We start from the raw sequence: 15,927 nt of genomic DNA on the forward strand, positions 1-15,927 counted from the left end.
TTTCCGGCGCTGTGGGTTGTACCGTTCGGCCCACAGTCCGACGTCGTTCGCGACCGCCAGCACGCGTTAGAACCGGCCGCGCCACGGCGCTGATTTCGAGCCATGAGTCGAAGCAGCTGTTCGCGCCGCTGTTGTAGCAGGCGCTCGCACGTCGACTGCATCGCTGAGGCCCCTGCCGTCCGACCGGCAACGAGCGAGTCGCAGCACTTCCCTTCTCCTATCCACCGCTCGGCAAGCGCGCCGAGGGGCGGCCGCGATCCTTCGGTCGCTGCCGTTGCGCTGAGACGCACATAACCGACCGCGTGCCTCGCTTCGAGCCGGACGTGGCGTTGCCCGATATCGGCTTGTCGGAGATCGACGGTTACGAACTCGCGAGACAGGTTCGCCGAAAAGGCAATACGCAGCCACTGCTCGTCGCGATTACCGGATACGGCCAGACGGAAGACCGGCTGCGCGCGCAATCGGCCGGTTTCGATTACCACTTCGTCAAGCCGGTCGACATCGACAGCCTGCTGAAGGTGCTTGCGTTGCTGTAGGATGCGGCTCATGTATCAAGCCGAGCGCTTCCAATCCTCATGTTTTATCCAGCGCCGCGGGAAGCCTCGCTTGCGACTTCGCTCCAGGCCATAACAACCTGGGGGTACCAGCACCGGGGCGCTGAAAATCGTCCGTCCCGAGCGCGACGGACGATCGCAACGCATTCAATGCCAGAACAATGCGATCAGGATGATGATCGGAATCGGCACACCGAGCAGGTAGAGAAGAATCGAGCGCATGAAAATCCCCTTGTTGAAGTGACGAAAGCTCGCATTAGAGCTGGCGCACACGGCCACCATAGGTTGCCGCGAGACTGGCCGAGAATGCACCCATCAGCAACGATACGAAGAGCCACAACGAAGCTCCGATAGCGGCCTTGCGAGCCCTGTCGGCGGCTTGTTTCGCAGCGGCATCGAATGCGCTGATTTTCTGCAATAGCCTTGCGTAGGTCGTCGTGACTCTCGCTTGTGCCGCTTCCGGCGCCATTCCTGTTTGTTGCGCGACCAGGCGGCTCAGGTATGCGGTGTCATCCGGCGACAACGGATCACCTGTCGCGGCGCTATTGAGAAAAATGCGCGCCGTTTCCGCGCGCGGTATCTCGCCGCGTGACGAGGCTCCCTCAGCTGGCGTGGCCTGCGCTCCGGCAGGCATACGGAACAAGGAGTCGATCAGGTAGCCGAGCGGCCACGTATTTATTGCGGCGGCCGCGTTCCCACGCTGCATCGTCTCGGTCGCGAGCGCGGAGCTTCCGGACGCTACCGGCGCAGCAGTTTGTGCGCCGGTTCGTGCGATGCCCGAGACCGCCGAAGTCAGGATGGCCGCGATGACGAGCGTCGCTATGGCCCAGCTAAGGAAGCCATGCGCAGTGTCGCGAAAGTGCATCTCGTCGACGTGGACGTCGAGCCATCGTCGGCGCAGCCGTCCGGCGAGATAGCCGCCAAGCCCGGACGTGAGAACGGATGTGACGCAGACCCAGATCACCGCAGCAAACCCGAACGCCTTCGCGTTAGCGGTGCCCGACGACCATGGCGAGAGGGACGTCAAACCGAGGCCCGTGCCCAGCGTCAACAGAATCAGTGCGAATGCTGCTGCGCCGACGCCGCCAGCGAATATCGCACCCCATGAAACTGCGCTTTCGTTTCGATGCTTTAGGGCGGCGGCATCGTTTGCTGCAAAGCTGTATTCCGTCGGGTTATTCACTGATTCCATATGCCGCCTCCCTGAACTTGTCTACGCTGAAATAAGCGCTTATCCGCTACGCTGGGCACGGCCGCCATGCGGGACGTGGCCGCCTCGTTCGTCGCATTTATTGTGCCGCGTCAGATGGCGTCTACCGGCTAGCGGATAAAGGCTTCGAAAGAGAGTGATAACGCATGTCGGGCCAGCGGCGATTGAGAGCGACGGCACGCTATTCGTCAGAAGCCGACTGACCTTCGCACATTGCGGGCGATCCAGGCGGTAGCACCGGCCCGGCCAGCGATCGTCACCTTGCGTCGTGACCTAAGCGCAATGGCGCCGACCACCAGAGCGAGCAGCAGGGCCACACGCGGCGCCTCGGCGAGCGCAGCGAGCACATTGCTGGAGGATGACCGCGGCCCCGTAGGCGCTGCCGGCAACGCGACAGTCCGGTTCGCCACGACCAATGCGGTCCGTGACACCTCCATGCGTTCCAGAACGATTGGCCGGGCAAGCTCATGTGCATGATGTCGCGGGTTCATTTGAGCGATTCGCTGAGAGCGTCGAGATCGCGATGTATCTCGGTCTGGAGGACGTAAAGCGATTGCGCCGGTTTCTGCAGGCGCAAGACGAGGAAGGAAACGATGCAGATCAGCAGCCACGCCGCAGCAACGCCCCAGACTACCGCAAGAAAGTAAGGCGTCGGCCATGCGGTGGCAATGATCGCGATGCAAAGGAACGACAGCGTGAAGAGTCCCGCGACGGCCAACGCCACGAGGGCGCTCAGCTCGCGCACCAGGCGCTTTCGGGTTTCCTCGATTTCCAACGTGATCAGCTCGCTGTAGTCCGTGACGCGCTCGACGCAGAATCGGCCAATGTTGTGCCACGTTGTGACCTTCGCATGGATCGACATTCGGTCCTCCTGCCGACGTTGTGCGGGCGGCAACGCTTTAGTCCAAATTTCTCGAGTCACGCCTGCGATGTTTTCTGACGCGACGGTTCGCTCCGCGCAGCGCGCCCCAAAACAAAGCCGACGCCAGCGGCAATGGCGAGCGTGGCAAGCGGCCGTTCCAGCGTCGCCTGCCGCAACAGTTCGGCGAAATCGGAGTAAAGCTTCTGTGCTTCTGCTGCCAGCTGGTTTGCATTCCCCTAAATTGGCTCGCTCGCGTCGCTGAGACGCGTGAGGCTGTCCGCTCAGGGTTCAAAGAGGGGAGCGCCCAAAGTTGTGTGCGTCTTTCCCGATTCCATTTTCTACTCCTCACCTCACACTGCACCCGTGCGCGATGGCTTTCCGTTGGGGCGAATATCGTCGCGAAGACGGCCGTGTGGCTCATGCGCACGGTCGCCGCATCGCAGCCGAATGCGGCGCAAAAGCCGGGCCCGCGCCAACTGAAAATATCGGCGGCTGATCCGCACAACTCGGCCTGGGGCGTATGCATTGCTCCGGAAGGAGGGACTTGCATAGTAAAAACGCGTGCGCTGCGCAAAAAGTACAAGCTCAAGCGAAGTAAGGTGGGAGCTGTCGATCTTCGCATCTCTGCGCCCACGTCGGTCTCTCTCGAGACATTGTCGCTGCCGATCATGCTCGTCTCGATCAATGTATTGCGCTACCTGCCGACCGGCTCCCGGAATGCTTTGACTTCCCCTACTCAGATCGGTGACGCAGCCGGCGGGCAACGTGCGAATTGGGCCGTGCCGATGCGCGGCAAGGAGGCGGATCACAACATGAGCACATCCGGATGAGTCGAATCCCGCGGTATCAAACTGAAGCGAATCAAATGCGCCGCGATGGAAGAACTTGTCGAGGAGGGCGGCGAGCAGATTGGGAAATTGAGAAGGGGCCTGTCCTCGACCTCGCCCTTATCGGAGCCGCTCAAAAGGTGGATCTGCCGCTCAGAAGCTCCTGCTCGATACGCTGGAGGAAGCGAAGTCCGCCGATGAAAAGCTGACGGTGTTGGGACAAGGAACCAGCGTCGAAGAGGCAGCGACTCAATAACCGTTGCGACATCTAAAAGCGTCGGTACCATCGGACAGGGGCTGCGTCCCAATAGTCGACATAAAGCCCACCGGGCGTAACACCGCTTATCCTCAGGCCCGGCCTCCTGGGCCTGAGGACTCCTTGGACCTGAAGTCCGCCTACGACTCAATTTCTATCATCAGCTTCCACCCGAGGCAGGGTTGGTAGCTGACGAAGGCGTGGCGGGTCCGGCCTTCTTATGCATCTTGTTGTGAGAACTGGTCGTCGCCGGTGCCATGGTGTTAGCCCCTGACGCGCCTGAGACCGTATCGGTCGACCCGCTAGAGTTTGGCTTGCTCATTCCAGTACCGCCTTGTCCTCCAGCGGCACCGCCGCCCGCGCCTTGGGCGAAAACGCTGCCCGATGTTCCAACTAAAAGCGCCGAAATCAAAACCCCTATCGTCGCAACTCGCATGGCAGTCTCCTCAAGTACGAACCGGTCAACACCGGACGGCGTTAATCCGTAGGTCCGTGACCGCAATTCGCATACCGTGCCGGCGGCAAAGCAGCTTGGAACCAGGAAACGACGAGCCCCACTGTTGCAGTCGCCTGAAGCGAAAATTATGTTGCGGTGCAGCGAAAATACGCCTATAACCATCCAAATGGATGTCCACCGGATGGAAAAATGGAAAACCCTGCATCCCGCGGCACGAGTCGCCCGAAGGGCGGCGAGTCGGAAAAAATCACGATCAACCTCGGCCCTGTCGACCTCGGCCAGATCGATCTGCTGGTGGAAGAAGGCTTTTATTCGAACCGGACGGACCTGATCAGAACCGCCATTCGCAATCAGTTGGCGCTGCATGCACAGGTCGTTCAGGAAACGGTGACACGCCGTGCGCTTGTGCTCGGCCTACAGCATTTTTCGCGGCAGGATCTGGAAGCGGTTCGTGCCGCTCATCAGCGCCTCACCATCCAGGTGCTGGGACTCGCCAGCATCGCTGGCGACGTCACCCCGGAACTCGCACTCGCGACCATCGAAAGCGTCGTGGTGTTGGGTGCCTTTCACGCATCGACTGCCGTCAAGACAGCGCTCGCCGACAGAATCCGCTAGCAGCGCGTCCGACGCTCAATCCTTAACGGACCACCACTATGAAACTCGAACAAGGTTTTCTGAACTCCATGCGCGAAGCAATGACTTTGCTGCGCACCCGCGGCCCCGCCGAAGCTACGCAGGCGATACAACGCGCCCTGCGCGGGGAGACCGGAGGTGTCGTGAACGGGGCGGTGCCACGCGAGGTGACCCCGGAAGCCGCTACCGTTGTATTCGAGGCGCCGGCGAAAAGGAACGCCGAAACGCTCAAACCGCGAGAAGCCCGCGTTGACGTCGAGAACCGGGGACATTTCAGCACGCATATGTATTCGAATGCCGTGGGCCGCCGGCAATATCGACTGTATGTGCCGGCAGGCAATCACAGCGAGCCGCTGCCATTGATCGTGATGCTGCATGGCTGCACACAGAACGCCGACGATTTCGCGACGGGCACGCAGATGAATTCGTTGGCTGAGCAGCATCGATTTCTTGTCGCCTATCCCGAGCAGCCGCAGCAGGCAAATCCGTCGAAGTGCTGGAACTGGTTCAAACCCGATGATCAGCGTTGCGGACGCGGTGAACCGTCGTTGATCGCAGGCATAACACGCGAAATTATTGGAGCCCACAACGTCGATCCCGCGCGCGTGTACGTCGCGGGTCTGTCCGCCGGGGGAGCAATGGCGGCGATCATGATTGGCGCGTATCCAGAGCTGTACGCGGCGGCAGGTGTGCATTCTGGTCTTCCAGCAGGATGCGCACACGATCTTCCCTCGGCGCTCGCGGCCATGAAAGGCGGCAGGCCTCCCAGACACGCACGAGACGCCATGGACGGTACCGCCTCCTTACCGAAGCGGCCGGTCATCGTCTTTCACGGCGACGCGGACGCCACGGTTCACATGCGGAATGCCATGCGGCTCGTTCAGGGTTTCGACGCGCGACTGCATGACGGCCGCGAACCGCGTCGGACAATTGCAGGTCGACGTGCGTGTACCGTCTCCCATCTGGTCTCCACGAACGGCATGGACGCCGAACTGTGGACTATTCACGGGGCACCACACGCGTGGGCAGGCGGAAATGCGCGGGGCAGCTACACCGATCCCATGGGGCCAGATGCGAGTGCGGAAATGCTGAGATTTTTTCTTGAGCATCCGCTGCGGCGATAACGCGATGACGCGGGCCGAGTGATGGCGCTGGCTGTTAATGTGTGAAGGCAGCGGCGACCCACAAGTTGCGCCGCGTCAGGACCATCAGCAAGACGGTCAGCGTGTCATCGTCAGGACGAAGAACCCCGCGATACGCACGCAAGCCGCCGCGCGCCAGGCAGCAACAAACTTGGCGACGTCGCGCAGAAAGATGTCAAGGTTGCGACGTGCAATCGCGACGAAGCGAGTGCGGATTCAACCGGTCGACGCAACACAATCGAAGTTGCGTAAGCAGCGGGAGAGTTGCAGATGAAGTACAGAACCCAGACCTTTTATAACGAAAGCCAGAAAGCGTTAATGTGGGAGCGCTGGCAGAAAGGCGAGTCGCTTCAGCATATTGCGCAACTGTTCGATCGGAATCACTCGTCGGTGCAGGGAATCCTGGCGCAGACAGGTGGAATACGGCCGGCACTACGACGTCGTTCCAGACTGGCGTTGACGTTGGCCGAGCGCGAGGAGATTTCACGCTCACTGGTAACGGGGACTCGATCCGTTCGATGGCCAGCAGGCTTGGACGGGCACCGTCAACCATCAGCAGGGAAATCCAGCGAAATAGCGGATCTCCAGGCTATCGGGCAAACCACCCCGTTGCGACGCCTCGGGCCTGGTGTACGTCGGCGGCGCCAGTGATGTTGACCAGCGCCGCAATATCCGAAGCGCATCCTCCGATTCAACGTGCCGCCGAATCGTCTGGCAAACCGTACGAGTCCAGTAAGTCGACGCCCAATCGCAAGACTTCGACGGGCGCTTCCAGGCGTTCCGTGAGACCTTTCTGGTATGCCTTGAAGGCAGGAAGCTCGGTGACGGCTGCCGAATCGTCAGCGGCGAGATTCACGAAGAGGTGAATGAATTCTCGGCCGTTTCTGAACAGCGCATAGGCGGTGTGTTCGGGCGCCGTATTCCGGAGGCTATCGAACACAGCCCGCGACAGCGCTTCGTTTTCCGCGGTTTGTTCGGGTTTGATGGTGTAGCGCACCAGTGTCAGTCGTTGCATGATTTCTTCCTTTCACGGTTATCGGCGCCGGTGTGGTCCGATAACCGTAAAGACGACGGCGACAAGCTAAAGGATGCGCGCGAAATAAATTTTTCCGGACCGCATCCTTTGGGTGAGCGGGAACGTCTATTCGATATCGGGGTGCGGGATCAACCGGAGGATTCGGCTTTGGATGCGAATGAACTCACTCAACTGATGGCGGCGATGCGCCCGCGTCTGCATCGGTATTGCACGCGCATGATGGGCTCGGCTTTCGATGGAGAAGACGTCGTTCAGGAGACGCTGTCCAATGCGGTCGCGGCCTGTTCGGCAGCCGGCGAGATTTTGCACCCGGAAAGCTGGTTGCTGGCCATTGCTCATCACGCGGCGCTGGATGCACTGCGCCGCCGCAAGCGACAAGGCCACCAGGAGTCCGACGAGGCGCTGGAGAATCTGACGGACCACGGCGCCCAGGCCGATGCGAGAGTGGCGGCGACCGCGAGTCTCGCGATGTTTCTGCATCTGTCCGTCGTTCAGCGCTCTTGCGTGGTGCTTGCGGATGTACTTGGCTATTCGCTGACGGAAACGGCAGCGATCCTGAGTGTCAGCGTTCCATCAGTCAAGGCCGCGCTGCACCGGGGGCGCGGTCGGCTCAGGGAACTGGTCGGCGTATCCGACGCCGCGCTACCGCGCCTCGCCGAAGCCGACCTCGAGCGGCTGCGCGCTTACGCCGAGCGTTTCAACGCTCGCGACTTCGACGCGTTACGCGATCTGCTCGCCGAAGAAGTCCGTCTCGACCTCGTGAGTCGAGCGCGTCTGGCGGGCCGCAAAGACGTCTCAGTCTACTTCACGCGGTATGCGGAGTCGACCGGCTGTTCGCTGTCATTGGGCTGGGCCGAGCATCGCCCGGTGCTGCTGGCTACCGATCCGGTAGTGGCCGACGCGGGCGTGGCATATGTCATCCTGCTGGATTGGACCGACGACGACCGTATCATCGCGATCCGCGACTTCCGGTTCGCGCCTTACGTGATGGAAAGTCTCACGGTGCAGCGACTGTGATCGGCAAGGCGAGGCGGCGGCCGCTAACACTGTTGCGATAGGTACGACTGTCCGGTGAGTGCCGCATTCTGAGCAGGAGATCCCGCTGAGATACATTCTTTCTTCAATTTGCCGAACTCGTTCCGGCGCCAGGGGAGGCGATTGTCGAAAAGAGTTATCGCGACGCGTTCGAAGACACCGATCTGGAGCAGGTGCTGTCGAGGCTCGGCGTTGGTCAGCTCATTGTGACCGGTGCGCAGACGGACATGTGCGTTCGATCAACGCTGCATGGTGCACTCGCGCGCGGCTATGACGCGACGCTGGTCGGCGATGCCCATACGACAGAGGACATGACGCAAAGAGGCGCGCCGTCACCAGATGCGGTGATCAGCCATACCAATATGTACTGGAGCAATCAAAGGGCGCCGGGTCGCTTGGGTGGGGTCATCGAGAGTAAGGAGGTTGATTTCGCGCGCTCTGATTTACGCGCTGACTCATGATGATGAGAGCGTGACCAGTCTCCGAATCGTCCGAACCCTAAGGCGTTGTGGGCACCTGGACAAATGACGAATACGTTCGACCCGGGAACCAACGTATTTGCAAGTATCTCGCTGAATCAGATCGATACGTTGTTCGAGGGGAAGTTTCCCGATCCTACCTTTACGGCCACCGGCTACATTGGGTGGTGGACCTTCTACCTTCCGGATGGCACGGAGTCACCCCAACAGGACGGGAGCGGTTTTACCCAGAATAGTGCTTTGCTGAAGCGAAGGTGTTGCGGATGCGTTTCGGGATCGATACATCGACTGACTATACGCTTGAGGAGCTGGGCAAACAGTTCGACCTGACGCGCGAACGCATCCGGCAGATCGAAAGCAAGGCGATGCGAAAACTGATGCACCCGAGTCGCGCCGCCAGGCTTCGGCCATTTCTCGACCATTAACGCGTAGACTCGTGCATAAGCGGGTTGCGCTGTTTCAGGGACGGCAGGCGCTCCCGATCGTCGACCGCATAGGCCGTTGCGGAGCGCACCGGGCCCGGACGGCTCAATGCGCTTCACGCCTCATCGGACAGCGGATCGTCGTACGCTACCGCCGACTCACAGCAGGACTGCCTGCTGCAGAAGTTCCAGAGCCTTCAATTCGTCCAGTCGGCCCGTGCGTGCCTTACCTGCCAGCGTCTTGATCAACGCTTCCGCGATTGGCGCGATACCGACAAGGTTGTCCAGGCTGGTGACGGAAGCGGGGAGCGACACGGGGTTTTGCTGCGGAATTGCTGCGGCTGGAAGCAATTCAGCGGTGGGCGGTGTGACCGCCGGCAGCTTGCCATCACTGCCTTCAGAGGAGCGAGCGGCGGCCTCGGCGCAGGCACCGCTTATGTGATCTTGCTGGCTGACCACGATTGCCTCTGTCGCTTCTCCGACATCCGCTGAAGCAGGCGAGGCGCTTTCTGGCTCAACCGGGACGCCCGTCCGCGCGCGCCGCGTGTGCACCTTCGAATTTACGGGTCTTCCTGACGCATCGTCGTTCGCGGTGGCCGCAATCGGCTCGTGTTGATCCGCGGACGCACGTCCGCGCGAAGCAGGAGTGAGCAGCCGTGACACCGACTCGGGAATCTCCGCTTCCGAGCGCGGCGCGTCCAACCAGCCAGTCGGCAAACCAAGTCGCTCCGTGAAACGGTTCGCCTCGACATCGTCCATGCGCTTCTTGCCATATAGCCGATGCGCCATGTTTGACTTGGTCATGGATAGGACCACACCAAGTCGCGCTTTGGATCCGTTGCGACCCGTAAGGACGTGGAGGTTCTGCCGTCGAATGTTTTCGACCGTAGCGCTGTCGTCTAACGCCAGCGGGTGCTGCCGGGTCGCTTCAGAAGAGGCTCTGGATTTCGAAGATGAATCTTTTCCTGGTGCATGGGTGCCAGTCGGTCTGGCCATCTGGCTTCGACTCTTTTTGACGGTCACCGGCGACCCGCCCGTTGCTTTCTTTGGCATTTCCGTTTCCTCGGACAGGTTATCTTCCAGCATGGGTTGTTGGCCGCCGTTCGGGGCGGAAGTCGGTACGGGCGTTTCAGACTCCACCTCGGGCTCGTCGTCTGGTTTGACAAAGTCGAGCGGTGACTTCAGACGGGCGATGGTTTCGGGCGCGAGCGCAGGATGGGGCTGGTCAAAGAAACCGTGCGGAAGCCCAAGCGTGGTTTCCATATGAAAAGCGGTCTCGGGCGTGAATCTTTCGCCCTTCATCAGTTCGGCCACTCGCGTCATGTTCGAGTCGAGTCCGAGCGCGATATTCTCTGCGCCCACGGCATCGACGAGAAACTGAAATGATCGTGTTTTGAAAATCGACGCAGTCTGAGTGGAGTCTCGAGGCGGTGCCTTCACGTACGGTTGTCCCTGCCTGTTGGGCGGTGACTTTTTCATGTGACGGGGTTGGCGTTGGCCGCTGTCCCGAGGTCCCGCATGTCGTCCGCGGGGTTGACTCATAAAATAGGGCTCCGTGCGATCATTGATGTTCTGGCTCGTGAATTATAGACGAGGGTAAATTTCGAACATCCGATGCGTTAGCCTGTCCATCTAGCGAGAAATACCCCCACGCGGCGCACGAATGATGAAGAGCCCGAATCTATCATTGGCCGCGGCTTGTCATGCGACGCCAATATTGTGTTCGCGGATGTGACTGATGCCGGCTAACCCTCCGTTTCTGCTCGACGCACGCCAGCATATTTTCGTGCGAAACAGCTCGAGCACCGGTCGGCGGGAATGGTCTTTGCGGCGGGCTAGGCTGCATCATTTTCGCGCCGGTCCTTTGCGACCGGTACCTGCGGATCATCCCATTCGAGGAGACAGTTATGGCGAGCGAAACGCTTCTGGTACTTCCGGGTAAAGGAGGCGAGACCGAACGGGCTGCGGTGGGCAGTGCCGAGGGTCGCGCGGCAGTTAATCTTTTTGTCGATGTGGCGGAAAGGTTGTTCGAACTGAACCGCACGGCAGTAAAGACTTCAATTGACGAACAATTTGCGGTCGCATCGAAGGCGCTTGAAGAAAGGTCGCCGCTGGGCGCGTGGCGGCTGCAGGCGAGCTATGTCCTTGCCGGGTCGGCGAAAGCGGCTGCCTACTGGCGCCATGCGAGCGAAATCCTGCTGGACTCGTTTGCGGATGTCGTGAATGACGCCGAGCAACGCGTGAACCGGGGCTTCCTCGTGATGACAGGTGTGCTCGAAGATGCGACCGTTGGGTTCGGGTCCTCGATTCTCATGGGAGACCAGGGGCCCGCGACCCAAAGCATGCGGGAAACGGCGCAGATTATCTCGCAACCCGAGGACGAAACTCCTGCGCGGCGGCGCGGTAGGGCAGATGGATAGGGCGCGTCAAAGTAGTGCGGGTCCGACGCGGAGCAGTACGCACGGCCGCCCTCGCTTGGCCGGGGAAGTCGGATCAGACGAAAGAGCGGCGCGGGCGCACGCCGCGGCCGGCGTGCGCGAATCATTTGTGCCTTTACGTGTGCATCGGTACGTCGCGTCGAGAGCCGAACGCATCGGCCGCTCTAACGGAAACCTGGACGATGAACCTGAAACCTGTCGAGCAGAAACCATCGTGATCAGCGGTGCGACTGCCTTCAACACCGCGAATATGTCCTTTAGCCCCGCCGACAAGAAGCGCCAGACCAATCGCCAGTTGGAGGGTATTGGTCGCAAGATTGGTTGGCAGGCCCGTTCGGGAAAGGAACATGGTAACCAGCGCCTGTCGTTCCATGCCCTCCCTGGAGCGGTTGTTCCGATGCACGAAAAGTCACCACCATATAGATGACGTAGACGCCAACCAGTGCGAGGCTAAACAACGCCCGGACGTACCAAATTGGCGTAGCACAAACATGGCGGCGCTTCTCGGCCGCGATGATGGCGGACGCCATCATCACGAACGACAGCTCCGTCACCGGCAGATACACTTTCCAGTGGGATTCAGGTTGACGGAGACCCGCGTTAGCTTCACCGAACTCACATTTTCTGACCGTCATCGGCCCTTGGGAATTGCCCGAAGCGGTCGTTCAGCATAGCGGCTGCATGTCGGTTGCGTCGGCAAACTCTGTCTGCCCCTTACCCCGCGTTTTCGCCCGGTACATTGCGCTATCCGCGGCACGCATCAATGTTTGGGCGTCGAGAGAACTGCCTCCGGTGCCTTCCGTCAGCAGCATGCACACTCCAATGCTGGCCGAAACAGCAGTCGGATGTCCGCCAGCGGTTCGCACGTTGCTCAGGATGACGTGAATACTATCGGCAATTCTGAGCGCGCCTTCCTGGTCGCATACGTGGTGTGCAAGGACTACGAATTCATCTCCGCCCAATCGTGCGAGCGTGTCACCGCGGCGCATCCGGCTTACCAGGGCCATGGCAAAACTCCGCAGCAATTCGTCACCTACCGCATGTCCGTGTGCGTCGTTCACTTCTTTGAAACCATCCAGGTCTATCAGGAACAAGGCAGTCTGACCGACTTCGGTACCTCGACCGGTCAGCGTTCGCCCGATCACCTGCTCAAGTCGGAGGCGATTGCTTAGCCCCGTCAGGGGGTCAGTCGCAGCCCGCTTTTCGAGCCGATACACCAGCACCGCCAGGTAGAGGGATATTGCTGCAACGCTAAACGTCAAACCCAGTCCGGCCTCGATGTTTGTCCGCCACCACGGTTGCCAATACATCAGGCATACGAATCCAGCGAGCGCCACCGCACATGACAGCGCCAGCATTCGTCGGCCGTAACGGCAGCCGGCACCCACCAGTAACCAAAAAACCACCCAGAGCAGCGGAAGCGCGGCCCTGCCGCCAATTGCCAGAGCTGTCGTCACCGTTGCCTGGTCGACAACCGTGGTGAGAGTTAACCGGAGGTGTGAGCGCGCTGGTCCGACCTTCGTGGCGACGTACGTCACGATACCGAACACCACGTAAATCGCGACCGTCACCATCGTTGGGTAGGCGACTGTCGAATGACAAATCAAGGTGAAAGCCAGGTACGCGATCAGAACCACAGTTCCAAAAACCATGCGCAATATCGCTTGTTCCTTCTCGGGGTTCTTCGGAAACACACGCAACATCGCTTGGTCGCGCCAAGAATGAAGATCCGCCTCGGCCATCCCAACCACCCCGCTAGAGTCCAATAACTGCCGTCTCGGCAAAACTTCGTATTTGTTCACCTGGGGTCTCCACGACTGAGACCCGCCGTTGGAATCCATCTTAAGATAATTTATGCAATCGCCGTGAATGTTCTACCACGAAATATTTGTGGCTGTAGGAGTGTGCTGACAAGAAAAGATCCACCAAACGTTTGCTTGTCATTGAATTGGACCTTTCCAGCTCACCTTAATCGTTTGCGGAAAAAGGTGATGCCGCCACCTTCGAGAGGTGAATGCACGACAAGTTGCGTGGAAGTTGTGCATTGCCGTTTGACAGGCGGTCCTTCCCGTCAGTCTTACGGTGAGCCTGCGTGCGAAGCGTTGGGGTGTTGCGAGCATCTCGCCGCAGTCGCAGTCCCTCAATGTCTCCCGCTTAAGTGCAACTAACGGTCCAAGTCATCCATCACCATGCCGAGGCTTCGCCCAAAAGCCAGCTGCCAAAAGATGGCCAATCCGGACTGTCGTCGCGGCGGGATGCACCTGATTACCACCCGCTAGGAAGCTCCATCACGGCGCCTGCACTTGCGAGTCGCGAACAGATCGTTCGGCTACCTGCAGACGAATCACACGCACTGTCGGAGTTGATTCTGGGAATGTGAGCCGAAGGATGCATCACCGGCGAAAAAACCGGTGTCTCAGCGGCGCGAGAAATCTGCCAGTGTCAGTTCAAGTCGTGCAACGGGATGGGCGAGCAGTTTCCGTTCAGCGATCGCCCGTATGCGGCCGTAGCCATCGCGGAAGGTTTTGAGGATGCGCTCGTCGCCTGCGCGTGGCTCGAGCCAGAAATACGCTTCCAGCGTCGTGATCGTGATCATGCATTCGACCGAGCGGTTCTGGAAGACCAGAGAAAATGCCACGCCAAGACGATTGGCGAGCACCTGGGGTTCCAGTTCGACGGTTTCCATAGGTGGCAAGGACGGCGCTTCTGATCAGGTCACGATGATTTTTGCACAGGTTATGCATTTCGGTGCGGGCACAGTGGGCGGGTTGCAGGTCCTGGCGCGCAGCTTCGGACTGCGTGGAAGCCAGTGGTTCTCAATGCCGGTTGTGCCCTGACTGGCGGCGTATGTCAGTACCAAAAGCCTCCCCGATCTGCCGCGCCCGCTTCACCTCATCACTGTGCAGATAGATCGACGTCGTCGACACAGACGCGTGCCGCAGATTGTCCCGGACGGTGGTCAGTTCCGCACCGCGCCCGAGCGCATGCGTCGCGTGGGTGTGGCGCATCCAGTGGGGACTTGCGCGACGCAGTTTTTCGGCAAGCGGCGGATGATCGGCTTCGATCGCCTGTGCGGCGAGCAGGAAGAAAAGCCTGAGCACGCCCCAGAGCCGCGCGCTGCTGATCGCCGCCTCGCTGTCCGCCTCGAGGCGGCCGATGACCGGCGTTTCGGGCCCGGGTAGTGCACGAGGAACTGGCACGGCAAGCTGCCTGCCGGCACGCGCGCGTTCGCATCCGCGACCGGAAACGGGCGGCGCAGCATCGCCTGCTGCTCCACGCGGCAGCCGGCGAGGCTCGCGAGATCGGCCGCGGCCAGCGCCTGCAAGGGGCCGCCCGCCGCGATCGGCGATTCTAGATCGAACACCGTGTCGTAGTCGAGTTGCAGCGCGAAGATCGGCGACGGGCCGTCCTGCGTGTAGTAGTCATCGGCGGATTCTGGCGTGCAAAGGCGCGAGCGACGCAGCGCCGGTGTCGCCTCGACATCGGACATCTGTATCCGTCGGGTGGCCTGTGCGACTTCGAGATTCAGGTGATGGCGCCCGAGGGCGTGCAATTCGTCACGACGCGTCTGCCGTTTCGCGACACCTCGATTGAATCCGATCGCACGTTGATCGACGACATTGAACAGCACGTGCAACTGCTCGCCGACGCGAAGGTCGACCTGATCGCGACGAATTGCACGGCGGCGGGTGTCGTGAACGGTCCTGACGTCATCAATGCACGGGTGAAGGCGGCGACCGACATCGCGGCGGTCACGACGATCGAGGCCGTGCTCGCCGCGTGCGATGCGCTCGGCGTGAGGAAGCTCGGACTGGTGACCGCCTACAGCGAGCACGTGGTGGCTGCGGAGCTGGCGTTTTTCGAGCAACGCGGGCTGAGCGTCGTCGCCGAAGCGAGCCGCGCGTGCCGGACGCCGTTCGAGCAAGGCACGTTGGAGCCGGAGGTTTGGTCCGACATCGCGATGCGATTGCCGCGCGATTACGACGCGTTGCTGATCAGTTGCGCGGGAATTCGCGTGAGCAGTGTGATCGCGTCGATCGAAGTGGAAGTCGGGCGCCCGGTGATCACCAGCAATGCCGCGCTGTTGTGGTACTGCTTGAGGACGCTGAACATCGCCGCGAGGTCGCCGGGATATGGCGTGCTGTTGAGCGAATAGGGCGCCGGTCATTCAGAAGCCCGAGCACTTGCCGGAGCAGTGCGGCGTTGGCATCGTCGATCGCCAGCCTGACGCCGTTCTCCGCATCCTTGCCCAAGCGGTTATTCGTTATCGCGTCAAACCTCCGCGTCAGTGTCTGACCTGCACAATCCCGCCCGATGCCGAGGCCGGCGAGCTGGCCGGGTGCGGCCGCTTACCGCCAGCCGCCTGTCGAGCCATCAAGAGCATCTGACTAGTCGGTTTAAAGGCATTCGCAACGTATGTCGCCGCTTCGTCGTCCTGTGCCGTGAGCTGAAGCTGTTCTCGCAAGCGCTTGTTGCCATCGACGGCAGCAAGTTCAAGGCAGTCAACACACGCGATCGTAACTTCACCGAGGGCAAGGTCGACAAGCGCCAGAAGCAGATTGAGGAGAGCATCCAT

At 60.5% G+C, this 15,927-nt stretch carries 12 protein-coding genes and 8 pseudogenes; 12 read left to right on the forward strand and 8 right to left on the reverse strand.

Annotated features, from left to right (window positions below):
* Nucleotides 1-308 precede the first annotated feature (308 nt).
* Nucleotides 309-536 (forward strand): annotated as a pseudogene (locus tag AB3X96_RS33160) (response regulator); the annotation flags it as partial.
* A 165-nt stretch (nt 537-701) separates the two neighbouring features.
* Here AB3X96_RS33160 and AB3X96_RS33165 read toward each other — a convergent pair.
* From AB3X96_RS33165 to AB3X96_RS33175, 3 genes are all read right to left on the reverse strand, one after another.
* Nucleotides 702-827 carry a hypothetical protein gene (locus AB3X96_RS33165; protein WP_368592978.1) on the reverse strand — a complete coding sequence of 42 codons (126 nt, stop codon included), beginning with the start codon at nt 825-827 and terminating at the stop codon, nt 702-704.
* Entirely contained in the window at nt 811-1,746 is a 936-nt protein-coding gene (locus tag AB3X96_RS33170; protein ID WP_368592979.1) for a hypothetical protein, read from the reverse strand. The genes AB3X96_RS33165 and AB3X96_RS33170 overlap by 17 nt, the downstream gene beginning before the upstream one ends.
* A 505-nt stretch (nt 1,747-2,251) precedes the next feature.
* Nucleotides 2,252-2,626, reverse strand: coding sequence for a phage holin family protein (locus AB3X96_RS33175; RefSeq protein ID WP_368592980.1), 375 nt, complete (start codon nt 2,624-2,626; stop codon nt 2,252-2,254).
* Between the two features lie 419 nt (nt 2,627-3,045).
* Here AB3X96_RS33175 and AB3X96_RS33180 point away from each other — a divergent pair, with 419 nt between their 5' ends.
* The 8 genes and pseudogenes from AB3X96_RS33180 to AB3X96_RS33215 all read left to right on the forward strand — a co-directional run.
* Entirely contained in the window at nt 3,046-3,456 is a 411-nt protein-coding gene (locus AB3X96_RS33180) for a hypothetical protein (protein ID WP_368592981.1), read from the forward strand.
* Nucleotides 3,457-3,709, forward strand: a pseudogene (locus AB3X96_RS33185) (DUF892 family protein); the annotation flags it as partial. It abuts the gene before it with no gap.
* Nucleotides 3,710-4,355: 646 nt separating this feature from the next.
* Nucleotides 4,356-4,781: a CopG family transcriptional regulator gene (locus AB3X96_RS33190; protein ID WP_368593029.1), complete on the forward strand. Its 426-nt coding sequence runs from the start codon at nt 4,356-4,358 to the stop codon at nt 4,779-4,781.
* A 38-nt stretch (nt 4,782-4,819) separates the two neighbouring features.
* Nucleotides 4,820-5,923: a PHB depolymerase family esterase gene (locus tag AB3X96_RS33195; protein WP_368592982.1), complete on the forward strand. Its 1,104-nt coding sequence runs from the start codon at nt 4,820-4,822 to the stop codon at nt 5,921-5,923.
* 288 nt (nt 5,924-6,211) lie between these two features.
* Nucleotides 6,212-6,540, forward strand: a pseudogene (locus AB3X96_RS33200) (helix-turn-helix domain-containing protein); the annotation flags it as partial.
* A 263-nt stretch (nt 6,541-6,803) separates the two neighbouring features.
* Nucleotides 6,804-7,994, forward strand: coding sequence for a sigma-70 family RNA polymerase sigma factor (locus tag AB3X96_RS33205; protein ID WP_368592983.1), 1,191 nt, complete (start codon nt 6,804-6,806; stop codon nt 7,992-7,994).
* Nucleotides 7,995-8,119: 125 nt separating this feature from the next.
* Nucleotides 8,120-8,473, forward strand: a pseudogene (locus AB3X96_RS33210) (isochorismatase family protein); the annotation flags it as partial.
* A 263-nt stretch (nt 8,474-8,736) separates the two neighbouring features.
* A pseudogene (locus AB3X96_RS33215) lies at nt 8,737-8,916 on the forward strand (sigma factor-like helix-turn-helix DNA-binding protein); the annotation flags it as partial.
* 156 nt (nt 8,917-9,072) lie between these two features.
* On the opposite strand, the gene AB3X96_RS33220 reads toward AB3X96_RS33215, so the two are convergent.
* Nucleotides 9,073-10,455, reverse strand: coding sequence for a hypothetical protein (locus tag AB3X96_RS33220; protein WP_368592984.1), 1,383 nt, complete (start codon nt 10,453-10,455; stop codon nt 9,073-9,075).
* 365 nt (nt 10,456-10,820) lie between these two features.
* Here AB3X96_RS33220 and phaP point away from each other — a divergent pair, with 365 nt between their 5' ends.
* A complete protein-coding gene (gene phaP / locus AB3X96_RS33225) occupies nt 10,821-11,333 on the forward strand; it encodes a TIGR01841 family phasin (protein WP_368592985.1) in 513 nt (170 codons plus the stop codon).
* Nucleotides 11,334-11,583: 250 nt separating this feature from the next.
* Here the strand turns inward: phaP and AB3X96_RS33230 are convergent.
* From AB3X96_RS33230 to AB3X96_RS33245, 4 genes and pseudogenes are all read right to left on the reverse strand, one after another.
* Nucleotides 11,584-11,824: pseudogene (locus AB3X96_RS33230) on the reverse strand (sodium:calcium antiporter); the annotation flags it as partial.
* Between the two features lie 192 nt (nt 11,825-12,016).
* Entirely contained in the window at nt 12,017-13,153 is a 1,137-nt protein-coding gene (locus AB3X96_RS33235; protein WP_368592986.1) for a diguanylate cyclase, read from the reverse strand.
* Between the two features lie 614 nt (nt 13,154-13,767).
* Entirely contained in the window at nt 13,768-14,037 is a 270-nt protein-coding gene (locus tag AB3X96_RS33240; RefSeq protein WP_368592987.1) for a DUF1488 family protein, read from the reverse strand.
* 130 nt (nt 14,038-14,167) lie between these two features.
* A pseudogene (locus AB3X96_RS33245) lies at nt 14,168-14,581 on the reverse strand (tyrosine-type recombinase/integrase); the annotation flags it as partial.
* Between the two features lie 149 nt (nt 14,582-14,730).
* Here AB3X96_RS33245 and AB3X96_RS33250 point away from each other — a divergent pair.
* The gene (locus AB3X96_RS33250; protein ID WP_368592988.1) at nt 14,731-15,507 is read left to right on the forward strand and encodes an arylmalonate decarboxylase; all 777 of its coding nucleotides are present in this window, start codon (nt 14,731-14,733) and stop codon (nt 15,505-15,507) included.
* A 243-nt stretch (nt 15,508-15,750) separates the two neighbouring features.
* Nucleotides 15,751-15,924, forward strand: a pseudogene (locus AB3X96_RS33255) (IS5/IS1182 family transposase); the annotation flags it as partial.
* Between the last annotated feature and the right edge of the window lie 3 nt (nt 15,925-15,927).

It is taken from the genome of Paraburkholderia sp. BR13439 (assembly GCF_040948805.1).
In the GTDB taxonomy this organism is placed as follows: Bacteria; Pseudomonadota; Gammaproteobacteria; order Burkholderiales; family Burkholderiaceae; genus Paraburkholderia; species Paraburkholderia youngii.

Coding starts and splice junctions, on each gene's coding strand:
- AB3X96_RS33170 (WP_368592979.1), bottom strand. CDS start 1,746: ATGGAATCAGTGAATAACCCGACGGAATACAGCTTTGCAGCAAACGAT.
- AB3X96_RS33175 (WP_368592980.1), bottom strand. CDS start 2,626: ATGTCGATCCATGCGAAGGTCACAACGTGGCACAACATTGGCCGATTC.
- AB3X96_RS33240 (WP_368592987.1), bottom strand. CDS start 14,037: ATGGAAACCGTCGAACTGGAACCCCAGGTGCTCGCCAATCGTCTTGGC.
- AB3X96_RS33190 (WP_368593029.1), top strand. CDS start 4,356: ATGGAAAACCCTGCATCCCGCGGCACGAGTCGCCCGAAGGGCGGCGAG.
- AB3X96_RS33180 (WP_368592981.1), top strand. CDS start 3,046: ATGCGCACGGTCGCCGCATCGCAGCCGAATGCGGCGCAAAAGCCGGGC.
- AB3X96_RS33195 (WP_368592982.1), top strand. CDS start 4,820: ATGAAACTCGAACAAGGTTTTCTGAACTCCATGCGCGAAGCAATGACT.
- phaP (WP_368592985.1), top strand. CDS start 10,821: ATGGCGAGCGAAACGCTTCTGGTACTTCCGGGTAAAGGAGGCGAGACC.
- AB3X96_RS33220 (WP_368592984.1), bottom strand. CDS start 10,455: ATGAGTCAACCCCGCGGACGACATGCGGGACCTCGGGACAGCGGCCAA.